The following is a 12,856-nucleotide window of genomic DNA, read 5'->3' as shown; positions in this document are numbered from 1 at the left end:
CGCGCACCGCGGTTCTCACGACAACCACCGGGAACTGCGGCGCACCAACAGGTTGTAGGCCGCCATGACGACGGCCACGACGACGATCATCTCCAGCGCCAGCGCGTAGGCGAACCCGGCCTGGCCCAGCACCACCTCGCTGACCAGCGAGGCGCGGATCAGCAGCGGCAGGATCGGGCTGCCCTGACTGACCAGTGCGGCCGCGGTCGCGTACGCGGCAAAAGCGTTGGCGAACAACAGCAACGCCGAGCCGAGGAACGCCGGCGTCAGCAGCGGGACCGCCACCTCGCGCCAGTAGTCCCACGTCGAGGCGCCCAGGCTGACGGCGGCTTCGCGCCACTGGTCGCGCAGACCTTCCAGCGCCGGGACGAACACGATCACCATCAGCGGGATCTGGAAGTAGGTGTAGACCAGGATCAGCCCGCCCAGGCCGTACAGCCAACCCGACCCGGCGAGGTTCCAGCCGGTCGCCTGCTGCACCCACAGGGTCAGCACCCCGTTCAGCCCGACCGTCGCGAGGAACGCGAAAGCCAATGCCACACCGCCGAACTGGGCCAGCACGCTGCACAGCGACAGCACCGCGCGACGCACCATCGACGTCGGCGGGCTGCTGACGATCAGCCACGCCATCACCGCGCCGAGCAGCGCGCCGAGGATCGCGGTGGCCCCCGACAGCAGCACGCTGTTCCACAGTGCCGACAGTGCCGTCCCGGTGAACAGCGCGGCGACGCGGGCGCCCGAGATGGCCCCGTCGACATACACCGCGCTCACCACGACGGTGACCGTCGGGATGATCAGGAAGACGACGACCACCGCCAGGAACGGCAGCAGCGGCAGGCCGTCACGCACGCGGCGCATGTCAGCCAACCGCGGCGGCCCAGTTCTCCGAAAGGTACTTCGACGCGGCCTCGGTCTGCTGCGGGGTCGGCACCGTCACGGGTCCGTCGACCACCGGCAGCGCCGCGGCGACCGCCTTGTCCAGGGTTCCGGCGGCAGTCATGTTGTCGGCCCGCACCGGCCGGACCCCGCCCTGGGCGAACAGGTTCTGCCCCTCGTCGCTGTAGAGGAACTCCTGCCAGAGTCGGGCGGCGGCGGGGTGCGGGGCGTCCTTGTTGATCGCCTGGTAGTAGTAGCCGGCCACCGCGTTGTTCGGCGGCACGAACACCGTCCAGGACGGAAGCTTCTTCGTCTCAGATGAATTCGTGTAGTTCCAGTCGATCACCACCGGCGTCTGCCCGGACTCGATGGTCGCAGGCGTCGGGTCGACGGGCAGGAAGTTGCCCGCCTGCTTGAGTTTCCGGAAGAACTCGACACCCGGGGCGATGTCATCGGCCGACCCGCCCTGGGACAGCGCCACCATCAGGACACCGGAGAACGCGGCGCCGGCCTGCGTGGGGTCGCCGTTGAGGGCGACCTTGCCCCGGTACTCGGGCTTGAGCAGGTCGTTGACGTTCGTCACCGGCGGCACCTTGGCGGAGTCGAAGCCGATCGACATGTAGCCGCCGTAGTCGTTGACCCAGGCACCATTGGGATCCTTGAAGGCGGCCGGGATGTCGTCGAAGGTGGCGACCTTGTACGGCGCGAACATCGCCGTGTTCGCCAGCGCCACCGACTGGCCGAGGTCGAACACGTCGGGTGCGCTGCTGCGGCCCTTCTGCTGGTTGGCCGCGTTGATCTCGTCCTGGCTGGACGCATCGGGCTGCGCCGAGGTGACCTTGATGCCGTACTTGTCGGAGAAGGCCTTGATGATCGCGCCGTAGTTGGCCCAATCCGGCGGCAGCGCAATGACATTGAGCGTGCCCTCGCCCTTGGCCGCCTCGACGAGGCCGTCCATGCCGCCGAAGTCCTGCGCCGAGGTGGCCTCGGCGGCCTTGCCGCCGGACTGGGTCTGCGCGCCGGAATCCTTGTTCTCCGGCGGCGCGCACGCCGCGATCCCGGCCACGACGAGCGCGGACGCGGCACACGCGACGACGCGGGAGAACAGTGAAGCGGAAGTAGGCATGGATGAGACCTTCCGGTGAGCGGGAGTCGGCGCGGTGGCGCAGCGGTTGCCTGGCCGTGTCATCGCGGTGAACCATATCCCGGCAGCGCTGCCCGCGCCTAGGGTTGAGCGGGTGACACCTGAGCAGACGGTCGCCGCGTTCGCCGGTGCGCCGGTGGCGGCTCTGGCCACGGTGCGCCCCGACGCCACACCGCACGTGGTGCCGGTCGTCTTCGCGCTGGCCGCGGGCCGCGACGATCTGGTGTACACCGCGGTCGACGCGAAGCCGAAGTCCACTCAGCGCCTGCGCCGGCTGGCCAACATCGAGCACAACTCCGAGGTCAGTCTGCTGGTCGACCACTACGATGACGACTGGGCGCGGCTGTGGTGGGTGCGCGCGGACGGGACCGCGACGATCCACCGGTCCGGTGACGAGGTGGCCCTGGGCTACGCGCAGTTGCGGGCGAAGTATCCGCAGTACGAACGGGTTGCGCTCAACGGGCCCGTCGTCAGCATCCGGATCCGGCGCTGGGCGTCCTGGGGTGGGGGCTAGCCGGTAGTCGGTGCGGCGGTTGTCCTGAACACAGATGGGGGTCAGCCGGGCAGACGGCCGGGGCGCCGGGCGGAAAGGTCGAAGGCACCATCCGCCGCGCCGAGGAGTCCCGATGACCGACACCGACCAGCTCGCCGTCCGCTTCTCCCGCGACGCGGTTCCGCTGTTGACCCAGCTGCGCGGGCACGCGGTGCGGCTGACCCGCGACCCCGACCTCGCCGACGATCTGCTCCAGGAGACGGCCGCCAAGGCGTTCGCCGCGTTCGCGAGCTTCCGCGAGGGCACCAACCTGGCGGGCTGGCTGTACCGGATCATGGTCAACACCCACATCGGCGAGTACCGCAAAGTGCAGCGCCGTCCGGCTCTGCAGTTCACAGACGCGATCTCCGACACCCAGATGATGGCCCATCACCAGCGGGCCACGTCGGCCCGGTCGCCCGAGGACGACGTGCTGGTGCGCCTCGGCGACCCCGCCATCGCGGCAGCGATGCGCGCGCTGCCCGAGGTGTATCGCACCGCGGTGTACTACGCCGACGTCGAGGGGCTGACGTTGCGGGAGATCGCAGCACGGATGGACGTCCCCCTCGGCACGGTGATGTCGCGGCTGCACCGCGGCCGCACCCAGCTGCGCCGCACGCTGCGCGACACCGCCAGGGCCGTCGGCTATTCGCTGCCCGAAGCGGCGTGATCGACCGGCCCCGGGGGCGTGGCCGGCGGCGGCGCGATGAGTTGCTCCTCGTAGGCGCCCTCGTCACGGCCCAGCGCGATCGTGCCTGCGGCCATCGCCAGCGTCGACACGGCCAGCGCCACCGAGTCCCACCGGCCGACGTCGAGGTGCTCCCCGAGCACGATCGCCCCGAGCAGCACCGCGATCACCGGTTCGAGCGTCAGCATCGTCGGCACGGAGGTCTGCAGCGAGCCGGCGTGGAAGGCCGACTGCTGCAACAGCACCGCGACGACGCCCAGCACCGCCAGCAGGTACGGCACCGGGGTGAGGAGCACCGCGAGCGGCCCCTCGTGGGTGAGCACGTGCATGACGAGTTTGGTGAGCACCGCGACGACACCGAAGAGCACGCCCACCGCGACGGCCAGCAGCACCGCGCGGCGCCAGCCGACGCTGCGCAACGCGACCACCACGCAGGCCAGCACCGCCACCGTGCACACCACCGCGACGACCGCCGACGTGCTCAGCGTCGCCTCGTAGTCGCCCGGGCTGGGTTTGGCCAGCACCACGAACACCGCCAGCGCCGCCGTGAGCAGCAGCGCCCACGCCCACTCCGCCCGGGTGACCCGGCGGTGCGCCAGCCGGGCCGACAGCGGTAGCGCGAACAGCAGGGCCGAGACCAGGATCGGCTGCACCAGCAGCAGGGACCCGTTGGCCAGGGCGAGCGCCTGGAACACGTAGCCGGCGATCGCCGCGGCGGTGCCGCCCCACCACAGTGGCCTGCGGATCAGCGTCAGGAACATGACGCTGCTGACGCCGTGTTCGGCGGGCACGTCCAGGGTGGCCCGCTGACGCACCACGATGCCGATGGCCAGAAACACCGCCGCCAACAACGACAGCAGGACGGTCACACCATGGCCGATCACCCGACAAGGACAGCACATCGGAGGGGCGGCTGCCCACCCGGCTCCACGCCGGCAAACGATCGATCTTGTTTCGGCAGCGCGGAACTGGGCATAACCCGGGCCATGAATCTGCGTAGGTTGATCATGATCGCCGGTGCGGTGGTTTTGCTGGTCGGGGTCATCGGGCTGCTGATGCCCGTGTCGGTGCCCGGGCCTCAGGGCGATATCGGCTGCGGCAACGCGATCGCCGCGGATCTGTCCCAGGCCCGTGACGTCGACAGCCAGAACCTGGCCAACCTGCCCGTTCTCAACGAGATCATCCCGCACAAGGACTTCGTCGCCGAGTGCAACTCGGCGCTGTCGTCACGGCGGTCGTGGTCGATCCCGGTCGCGGTCGTGGGGCTGGTGGTTCTCGCCGGCTCGTTCTTCGTGGGCGGTCGCGCGGGCCGGGTACGCGCCTAGCTGGTTTCGCGGTTGAGATCCACGTTTTGCAGCAGAAGTGCGAGTGACTCCCTGCAGAACGTGGATTTCATCTAGCTGGCTTCGCGGTCGCGCACGACCCTCAGCCGCGGGCGGGCGTCCGGCGCGGGACCCATCTTGTCGGTGACGGTGGCCGCGACGGAGTCGAACCGGTTCACGGCGCGGTCGCACAGCCCGCGCACCCGGTCGCCGGCCGTGTCGACCGCGGTGTCGACGTCGTCGGCCGCGCTGAGCAGATAGGCCCGCATGTTCACCCGCAGTCGCTCCCCTGCGATGCGCAACCTGCGGCGGAGGCGCTCGTCGACCTCGACGCTGACGTAGGGCAACACCTGAAGCTTCATCTGCGCGTCTCCCCTTCTCCGATGCCTGTGCCTGCGCCCAGACTAGCCCGGGGTTGCTGTACCCGCGCCAGAGCTATCGCGCGGGCTTGGCCGCCTTCACCGCGGCCGCGGCATCGCGGCTCTCCCGCTTGCCGGCCGCGTACGCGTCCTCCGCCGCCGAGAGCGCCTGCTCGGCGTCGGTGAGGCGGCGACGGGCATCCTCGACACGCAACCGCGCCCTGGCCAGGTCGGACTGCAGCTCGGTCATTGCGGAGTCGGCTTCGGACCTGCGACGTTCGGCCGCCGCGAGGGCCTCGCGGGCCTGCCGGGCCTGCTCGTCGTCCGCCTTCTTCGCAGGCGCCTTAGCTGGCGCCACGCGTGCGGGCGCGGCGCGCTTCGTCGAAACCGCTGTCGCCATGCCGAATTCGCCGAAGCCGGACCACTGTTCGGCCTTGGTGAGCCGGCCCAGTCGCGACGCGACGTCCGGATCGGCCACGGCGGCCTGCAGTGTCGCGGTGACGTCGTCGCGCAGCGCGGCCGAGGGTTCGGCGACACCGGCGGCGAGGAAACCGGCCCGGCTCAGCTCGTCGACGAGCCGGCGCTGCTCACCGGTGAGCGTGCGGATCGCCTCGCCGTCCATCGCGGCGTGCGCCTCCCGCAGCCGGGCGCCGAGCTCGGCCAGCGACGCCCGTGCGGTACCGCGAAGTGCGAGCAGGTTGACCACCCAGGCCGCCGCGGTCGGTTTGCGGCTGCCGCTGATCTGTTTCACGGCGGCCCCGTCGCCGGCGCGCTTGGCCTCCGCCGCGAGGCGGGTGCGCTGCGCGGTGAAGTCCTCCGGGCGTGTCGCGTACAGCCTGTCCAATGCGTCATCGACGGCGAACCGCTCCTCGTCAGCCACGATCACCACTATCGCCAACGAGTCCGCATCCCGGCGGATGGTCGACGCAACTCCCTACCGCGTGTTCTCTGTCAGGCTTGGTTGCGTGTTCGACGTCCCCCGCCGCGGTGAGGCTTCTCCCGGTCTGACGTGTGGGAGTAGCGGCGAGAGGGTCCGCGCGGGGGGAGCGCGGTGAGCCGGGGTCTGTTGGCGGTGATCGACCTCGGAGCATTCCTGCTGATCGGTGTCGGGCTGAGCTTCGTGGTGCTCTGGGGGATAGACCGGAGCCGCCTCCACACCCTGTGCTTCGCAGGGACGATCGCGTTCTGCTTCGCGGCGAACGTGGCCCTGGTCTTCGGCCTCCTGTTGATGTTCACCACAACACGCTTGCTTGCACGGGCCCGTCATCGCCTCACCGATCGGATCGCGGTGGCCGCCACGCTGGTGTTGTCGGGCGCTCTGCTGCTGAACGTTGTGCTGGCCTTGTTCTCGAGGCTGCCGCACGAGATCACCTCCGATGCGGCGATCGACGTATTCGCCGGATCTCTCGCCGTGGTCGGAATCACCGTTGCGAGCGCACTGGTCCTTCCGGCGGCAATGGTGGGCTTACTCGCGGCCAGCGCCGCTGATCTGGTCGCCGACCTCCGATTCGAGCGCGACCGCGACGAACTGACGGGCTTGCTCAATCGGCCGGGCTTCACGGAAGGGGCGGGACTCACCCTGCGTAACGCCTCCTCGTGCGCGCTGATACTGGCCGACCTCGACTTCTTCAAGACGGTCAATGACGCACTCGGTCATGCCGGTGGAGACGAGGCGCTCAAAGCCTTCGTCGCGGTGCTGCGAACGGCGCCCGAAGTCTGACCGGTCGCATCGGCGGCGAGGAGTTCGCCGTACTCGCGCCAGACCTCGGAGCAGCCGAGGCGGTGACACTCGCCCAGTCGATACGTGCCGATCTGGCGTCGATGACCATCTCCTATGCCGGGGCCACTGCGTCGTTGACGGCAAGCTTCGGGGTAGCGACAGCGAAGGCACCGTTCTTTCTGCCCGACCTCCTCGACTCAGCCGACCGCGCCCTCTACGACGCGAAGGCCAACGGCCGCGACTGCACAGTCGTCAGAGACCTTGCGTGCCGTCCGGTGCCGACGGGTCGGCTCATGCCTGCGAGTCTGACCGCACCCGTGAGCGGCGGAACGGTTCGCGGCCCGGCGGCTGCTTCGGGGTGGGCAGCAGCGGCTCACGCTCGCACACCTCCACCTTCGTCGGCGCGTCGGTGCTGATCTCCAGTATTCGGCCGGCGTGCCGGATCTTCAGCTTCGAGTGCGGGCCGTCGCGCAGGGTGTAGGTGACGTGCTGGTGGTCGGCGTCGATGGTCACGCGAAAGTTGCGCCAGCACAACCGGAATCGCAACCGGTTGATGCCACAGGGCAGCTGCGGATCCAGCGCGAGAACCCGCTCGTCGTCCCGCAGTCCGCCGAACCCGGCAACCAGCGCGGTCCAGGTTCCGGCCAGCGAGGCCAGGTGCAGGCCGTCGCCGGTGTTGTGGTGCAGGTTGCGCAGGTCGATCAGCGCCGCCTCGTACGCGTAGTCGTGCGCCAACTCCAGATGGCCCACCTCGGCGCACATCACAGCCTGTGTGCACGCCGACAGCGACGAGTCCCGGGTGGTGCGCCGCTCGTAGTAGTCGACGTTGCGGGCCTTCTGTTCGGCGGTGAACGCATGGCTCTGCCACTGCATCGCCAGCACCAGGTCGGCCTGCTTGACCACCTGGGCGGGATAGAGCCGCACGTACGGCTCGTGCAGCAGCAGCGGATACTCGGTGTTGTCGCGGAAGTCCCACTCCCGCAACGTGGTGAAGCCCTCGCACTGCGGGTGCACGCCGAGGTCCTCGTCGTAGGGGATGTGCACGGCGTCGGCGGCGTCGCGCCACGCCGCGATCTCCTCGGTGTCCACGTCCAGTTCGGCTGCGGCGTCGGGATGCCGGGCACACGCGTCGGCGGCGACGCGCAGATTCGCCGCGGCCATCAGGTTGGTGAACACGTTGTCGCGCACCACCGCGGTGTACTCGTCGGGCCCGGTCACCCCGTCGATGCGCCATGCGCCGTACCGGTCGTGGTGACCCAGAGAGCGCCACATGCGCGCGGTCTCCACGAGAACGGCAAGGCCGCATTCCTTTTCGATGCTGTCGTCGCCGGTGACCACACGGTAGCGTTCGAAGGCCATCGCGATGTCGGCGTTGATGTGGAATGCGGCCGTACCCGCCGGCCAGTACGCCGAGCACTCCTCGCCCCGGATGGTGCGCCACGGGAAGCTTGCACCGGCGAGGTCGAGCTCACGCGCCCGGTCGCGGGCCAGATCCAGAGTCGACGCTCGCCAGCGCAGCGCGTCCGCCGCCGCCCGCGGCGCGGTGTAGGTCAGCACCGGCAGCACGAACCCCTCGGTGTCCCAGAAGGCGTGGCCGTCGTAACCCGTTCCCGTGAGCCCCTTTCCGGCGATCGCACGCTGTTCGGCCCGGGCACTGGCCTGCAGCACGTGGAAGAGCCCGAACCGCACCGCCTGCTGGCAGTCGGGGTCGCCGTCCACCTCGACGTCGGCGGTGTCCCAGTAGTCGTCGAGGTAGGCGCGTTGCGCGTCGAGGAGCCCGTCCCACCCGCTGTAGCGGGCGCTGGCGATCGCGGCGGCCGCCTGATCGCGCAGGGCGGGGCGGGACCGCAGGCTCGACCATCCGTAGGCCAGATACTTGACGATCCGCAGCCGCTCACCGGTTTTCAGCCCGCACACCACGGTGGTGCGGGCCCAGTCCGGCCCGGCGTCGCCGCTGATGTCGACCCGGCCCGGCCCCTCCACGACGTGGTCCATCGCCGCGGCGACCATCAGTCCGCTGCCCCGGGTGCGGTGGATCAACAGCGCGCCGCGCTCGGCGACCTCGTGCTGCACCGCCTCCAGCGGTTGGTTGAGCGCCGCGGCCACCCGCGGATCGTCCGACGGCGGCGGCTGATCCTCGTTGGCCACCAGTTCCGACTGCAGCGTGATGCGGACGTCGTGGCACGCCTCTACCTCGTACTCGATGGCGGCCAGCCCGCGGTGCGCCAGCGACACCAGCCGCGTGGAGTTGATCCGGATCTGTTTGCCGGCCGGTGAGCACCACTCCGCGGAACGGCTCAGCGTACCCGCCCGCATGTCGAGAACGCGTTCGTGCGAGAGTAATTCGCCGTACCGGACGTCGAATGGCTCGTCCTCGACGAGCAGCCGGATCAGCTTGCCGTTGGTGACGTCGACGATGGACTGGCCGTCCTCGGGGTAGCCGAACCCGGCCTCGGCGTAGGGCAGCGGCCGGACCTCGTAGAACCCGTTGAGGTAGGTGCCGGGCAGGCCGTAGGGCTCCCCTTCGTCGAGGTTGCCGCGAAAGCCGATGTGTCCGTTGGACAATGCGAACAGCGACTCGCTCTGGGGCAACAGGTCGATGCGCAGCTCGGTCTCGCGGACCTGCCACGGTTCGACGGGGAACGCGTCGTCGGTGATCATCATGACGGCAACAGCTCCGCGAGGTCGGTGACCACGATGTCGGCCCCCTGCGCGCGCAGCGCGTCGGCCTGCCCGACGCGGTCGACGCCGACCACGGCGCCGAAGTGGCCGGCGTGCCCGGCGGCGACGCCGGACTGCGCATCCTCGAACACCGCGGCCTCGGCCGGGTCCACGTCGAGCAGCTGCGCCGCGCGCAGGAACGTGTCCGGGGCCGGCTTGCCCGACAGGTGTTCCTCGTTCAGCGTGACCCCGTCGACGCGGACCTCGATGTAGACGTCGAGCCCGGTGATCTCCAGGACCTGCTTGGTGTTGGCGCTCGAGGAAACGACTGCGCGCCGCAGCCCCGCCTCGGCGACGGCCTCGAGGAAGCGCCGCGACCCGTCGAACACCTCCACACCGTCCTTGTCGAGGGTGTGCTGGAACGCCGTGTTCTTCCGGTCGCCGAGCTCGCGCACCGTCGCGTCATCGACGCCGATGTGCCGGCTCTGCAGGAATGACCGCACCCCGTCGTCCCGCGGCTTGCCGTCGACGTAGTCCTGGTAGTCGGCGTGCTCATCGAACGGCGTGAAACCGTCTCCGTCGCGCTGCCGCAGGTACTCGTCGAACATCGCCTTCCATGCCCGGCGGTGCACACTGGCGGTGTCGGTGAGCACTCCGTCGAGATCGAACAGGCAGGCGCGGATCCGATCGGGTAAGCCGAACACCCTCTCTTCTTACCCGGAGGGACGATTTTCCACGCGGCGATGGTTGGCTGTCTGTATGCGCGTCGGAGTGGTGTTCCCGCAAACCGAGCTCGGCGGAGATCCCGGGGCGGTGCGCGCCTTCGGCGCGCGCGCCGAGGAGCTCGGCTTCGCCCACCTGCTGGCCTACGACCACGTGCTAGGGGCCGACCCCGCGGTGCACCAGGGGTGGGCCGGGCCCTACGACATCGACACCACGTTCCACGAGCCGCTGGTGCTGCTCGGCTACCTCGCCGCGCTGACGTCGACGTTGGAGCTGGTCACCGGGGTGATCATCCTGCCGCAGCGGCAGACCGCGCTGGTGGCCAAGCAGGCCGCCGAGGTCGACCTGCTCAGCGGCGGGCGGCTGCGGCTCGGGGTCGGGCTGGGGTGGAACGCCGTCGAGTACGAGGCCCTCGGCGAGCAGTTCGGCAACCGCGGCAAGCGCTCGGAGGAGCAACTGGAACTGCTGCGGCTGCTGTGGACGCAGCGGTCGGTCACCTTCGAGGGCAGGCACCACCGCGTCATCGGCGCCGGACTGGCGCCGCACCCGGTGCAGCGGCCCATCCCGCTGTGGATGGGGGCGGCGTCCCCGCGCGCATACGCGCGGGCCGGCCGGTTCGCCGACGGGTGGTTCCCGATCGTGCCGCCCGGTCCGGCGCTGGAGGAGGCCCGATCCCTCGTCGACGCCGCAGCGCGCGACGCCGGGCGCGACCCGGCGGGCATCGGCATGGAGGGCCGCGTGCAGTGGCGGCACGACCCGGACGCCATCGCCGCCGGGACGGACGCATGGGCACGCACCGGCGCGACGCACCTGTCGGTGGACCTGATGGGCGCCGGACTGCGCACCGTCGAACAGCATCTGGCGGCGCTCGAGGCGGTGGCCGACGCGGCAGGCCTGACCGCTAGCTGAGCCCGAACATCGCCCGCAGATCGGCGGTCCGGTACACGATCATCGCGAGCAGCAACACCAGGACCACCGCGCTGGCGCCTGCCTGCACGGCCACCCGGCTGGCGCGCGGGGCGTAGGCGTACGCCGCGGCGACAGCGGCGCCGGTGACCAGCCCGCCGATGTGGCCCTGCCAGCTGATGTTCACCGAACTGATCAGCGGAAAGACGAACGTGAAGGCGAGGTTCAGCGCGATGACGGCCATCACGCCGCGGATGTCCATGTTGAGGCGTTTGCCCACCACGAAGGTCGCGCCGAACAACCCGAACACGGCTCCCGACGCCCCGGCGGTCAGCGCGTTGAGCGTCAGCAGGTAGGCCAGCGCGGAGCCGCCCAGCGCGCTGAGCAGATACAGCGCGCTGAATCGCAACCGGCCCAGCGCCGCCTCCAGCTGCGGGCCAACGAAGTACAGCGCCAGCATGTTGAACGCGATGTGGGTGATGCCGAAGTGCAGGAACGCCGAGGTCACCAGCCGATACCACTCACCCTCGGCGACCGCGAGCGGCAACAGCGCCAGCGCCCGCTGAGTGCCGGGGACCGCCATCTGCAGCGCGAACATCGCGACGTTGAGGCCGATCAGCGTGTACGTGACGACGGGCGTCCTCGACCGGCGCTGCACCGCCCCGAACGGGGTGGTGGCCTGGCGCACGGAGCGGGCGCCTTCGTTGACGCAGTCGGCGCACTGATGCCCGACAGCGGCGTCGTGCATGCACTCACCGCAGATGTAGCGATTGCACCGCGTGCAGCGGACGTAGGTCGGCCGGTCGGGGTGCCGGTAGCAGGCCGGGGCCTGCTGCGGCGGCGTCGGATAACTCGGCGGGTAGCTCACAGGGTCCCGAACAGCTCGAGGTGGTTGCCGTCGGGGTCGGCGACGAACATGAAACCCATGCCCGGGACCGGCGCGAACTCCGTCACCGGCTCGACGATCTCGTAGGGCGACGCCTCGAACGCTTCGGCGACGGCGCGCAGCCCGTTGACCCCGATCGTGAAGTACCGCAACCCGGCCTGTGCGCGGCCGCCGCCAGGCACGGCCGGTGCGGGCGCGGTCGTGTAGGTGACAAGCTTCAGCACGCTGTTCCCCAGCGTGTAGCGGCGCTGCGAACCGCCACCCCCGGCATCGGAGAACGCGATCTCGCCCTGCGGCTCGAGTTCGAGGAATCCTTCGTAGAACGCCGTCATCGCGTCGAGGTTCGTGGTCACCAGGCCCACCTCGATGCCGGGCATGAGCAGATCCAGCTTCACGCCACCAAGTTAGCCGTCGGCGACGGCAGCGTCATTTGTTCTGGTCCCAGCTCTGGTCCCAACGGTCGAGGTTGACGGCTTCCCGCAGCGGACGGCGCCGGAGCGGACCGTGCCTGCCCTTCGGCCAGCCGACCACGACGTGACCCGCCAGCATCCAGTCCGCCGGCACCCCGACGGCCTTCCGGAGCAGATGCTCGCCGTCGTAGGAGGCCCAGCTGGTCGGGCAGGCCCCGAGGCCCTGCGCACGGGCGGCGAGCAGGAAGTTCTGCATGGCCGGGAAGATCGACCCGCCGAGCAGCAGCTCTGACGCGGTGGCGAAGCGCTTCTGGGTGAACAGCACCGAGGTGAACTCGCCGGCACGGTCGTGCAGCTCGTAGGTGGCCCGGTCGTTACGGGCCCGCGGACTGCGGTCGTCCGGGGCGGGCCGTCTCATGCCGTAGACCGGCTCGATGACCGACAGCGCAGGCGCGGCAGCCCGGGCCACCACCGCGCGCTGTTCGGGGCTGCGCAGCACGACGAACCGCCACGCCTGGGCGTTGGCGCCCGAGGGCGCCCACGTCGCCGCCTGCAGGCAGCGCTGCAGCGTCGCATCGCCGACGGGTTCGTCGGTGAACCGCCGCAGGGTCCGGGCGGTGGACATCACC

14 protein-coding genes and 1 pseudogene are annotated in these 12,856 nt (G+C 70.2%); 5 read left to right on the top strand and 10 right to left on the bottom strand.

Annotation, left to right across the window (positions count from 1 at the left end):
* Window positions 1-15 precede the first annotated feature (15 nt).
* Window positions 16-858 carry an ABC transporter permease gene (locus tag G6N45_RS05665; RefSeq protein ID WP_407664296.1) on the bottom strand — a complete coding sequence of 281 codons (843 nt, stop codon included), beginning with the start codon at window positions 856-858 and terminating at the stop codon, window positions 16-18.
* 1 nt (window position 859) lies between these two features.
* Window positions 860-2,002, bottom strand: a complete 1,143-nt coding sequence (locus tag G6N45_RS05660) for an ABC transporter substrate-binding protein (RefSeq protein WP_163720765.1) — start codon at window positions 2,000-2,002, stop codon at window positions 860-862.
* Window positions 2,003-2,114: 112 nt separating this feature from the next.
* On the opposite strand from G6N45_RS05660, the gene G6N45_RS05655 reads away from it, so the two are divergent.
* Together G6N45_RS05655 and G6N45_RS05650 are read left to right on the top strand one after the other, a co-directional pair.
* Window positions 2,115-2,534 carry a TIGR03668 family PPOX class F420-dependent oxidoreductase gene (locus G6N45_RS05655; protein ID WP_057149687.1) on the top strand — a complete coding sequence of 140 codons (420 nt, stop codon included), beginning with the start codon at window positions 2,115-2,117 and terminating at the stop codon, window positions 2,532-2,534.
* 112 nt (window positions 2,535-2,646) lie between these two features.
* Window positions 2,647-3,222, top strand: a complete 576-nt coding sequence (locus G6N45_RS05650; protein ID WP_163720764.1) for a sigma-70 family RNA polymerase sigma factor — start codon at window positions 2,647-2,649, stop codon at window positions 3,220-3,222.
* Here the strand turns inward: G6N45_RS05650 and G6N45_RS05645 are convergent.
* Entirely contained in the window at window positions 3,198-4,124 is a 927-nt protein-coding gene (locus G6N45_RS05645) for a DMT family transporter (RefSeq protein ID WP_197746869.1), read from the bottom strand. The genes G6N45_RS05650 and G6N45_RS05645 overlap by 25 nt on opposite strands.
* Window positions 4,125-4,226: 102 nt before the next feature.
* Between G6N45_RS05645 and G6N45_RS05640 the strand changes: the two genes are divergently transcribed.
* Window positions 4,227-4,565 (top strand): aminopeptidase, encoded by a 339-nt coding sequence (locus G6N45_RS05640; RefSeq protein WP_163720763.1) that lies wholly within the window; start codon window positions 4,227-4,229, stop codon window positions 4,563-4,565.
* Window positions 4,566-4,636: 71 nt separating this feature from the next.
* Here the strand turns inward: G6N45_RS05640 and G6N45_RS05635 are convergent, their stop codons facing one another.
* Together G6N45_RS05635 and G6N45_RS05630 are read right to left on the bottom strand one after the other, a co-directional pair.
* A complete protein-coding gene (locus G6N45_RS05635) occupies window positions 4,637-4,924 on the bottom strand; it encodes a hypothetical protein (protein WP_057149690.1) in 288 nt (95 codons plus the stop codon).
* A gap of 73 nt (window positions 4,925-4,997) precedes the next feature.
* The gene (locus G6N45_RS05630; protein WP_163720762.1) at window positions 4,998-5,801 is read right to left on the bottom strand and encodes a hypothetical protein; all 804 of its coding nucleotides are present in this window, start codon (window positions 5,799-5,801) and stop codon (window positions 4,998-5,000) included.
* A gap of 348 nt (window positions 5,802-6,149) precedes the next feature.
* On the opposite strand from G6N45_RS05630, the pseudogene G6N45_RS28380 reads away from it, so the two are divergent.
* A pseudogene (locus G6N45_RS28380) lies at window positions 6,150-6,947 on the top strand (GGDEF domain-containing protein); the annotation flags it as partial.
* On the opposite strand, the gene G6N45_RS05615 reads toward G6N45_RS28380, so the two are convergent.
* The gene (locus tag G6N45_RS05615) at window positions 6,933-9,302 is read right to left on the bottom strand and encodes a glycoside hydrolase family 65 protein (RefSeq protein ID WP_163727871.1); all 2,370 of its coding nucleotides are present in this window, start codon (window positions 9,300-9,302) and stop codon (window positions 6,933-6,935) included. The pseudogene G6N45_RS28380 and the gene G6N45_RS05615 overlap by 15 nt on opposite strands.
* Window positions 9,302-10,006 carry a beta-phosphoglucomutase family hydrolase gene (locus G6N45_RS05610; protein ID WP_163720760.1) on the bottom strand — a complete coding sequence of 235 codons (705 nt, stop codon included), beginning with the start codon at window positions 10,004-10,006 and terminating at the stop codon, window positions 9,302-9,304. Before G6N45_RS05610 ends, G6N45_RS05615 begins: the two co-directional genes overlap by 1 nt.
* Window positions 10,007-10,061: 55 nt before the next feature.
* Here G6N45_RS05610 and G6N45_RS05605 point away from each other — a divergent pair, with 55 nt between their 5' ends.
* On the top strand, window positions 10,062-10,934 hold the full coding sequence (locus G6N45_RS05605) for an LLM class F420-dependent oxidoreductase (RefSeq protein WP_163720759.1): 873 nt from the start codon (window positions 10,062-10,064) through the stop codon (window positions 10,932-10,934).
* Here G6N45_RS05605 and G6N45_RS05600 read toward each other — a convergent pair.
* From G6N45_RS05600 to G6N45_RS05590, 3 genes are read right to left on the bottom strand one after another with little or no spacing between them, the layout of a single operon-like run.
* Window positions 10,927-11,799 carry a rhomboid family intramembrane serine protease gene (locus G6N45_RS05600; protein ID WP_163720758.1) on the bottom strand — a complete coding sequence of 291 codons (873 nt, stop codon included), beginning with the start codon at window positions 11,797-11,799 and terminating at the stop codon, window positions 10,927-10,929. The two genes, G6N45_RS05605 and G6N45_RS05600, sit on opposite strands and share 8 nt — an antisense overlap.
* On the bottom strand, window positions 11,796-12,194 hold the full coding sequence (locus G6N45_RS05595; protein WP_163727867.1) for a VOC family protein: 399 nt from the start codon (window positions 12,192-12,194) through the stop codon (window positions 11,796-11,798). Before G6N45_RS05595 ends, G6N45_RS05600 begins: the two co-directional genes overlap by 4 nt.
* A gap of 49 nt (window positions 12,195-12,243) precedes the next feature.
* A complete protein-coding gene (locus G6N45_RS05590; RefSeq protein ID WP_246229026.1) occupies window positions 12,244-12,855 on the bottom strand; it encodes a nitroreductase family protein in 612 nt (203 codons plus the stop codon).
* Window position 12,856 lies beyond the last annotated feature (1 nt).

Origin of the sequence: Mycolicibacterium psychrotolerans (assembly GCF_010729305.1) — a bacterium.
In the GTDB taxonomy this organism is placed as follows: domain Bacteria; phylum Actinomycetota; class Actinomycetes; order Mycobacteriales; family Mycobacteriaceae; genus Mycobacterium; species Mycobacterium psychrotolerans.
This window is presented reverse-complemented; position numbering and strand designations above follow the sequence as displayed.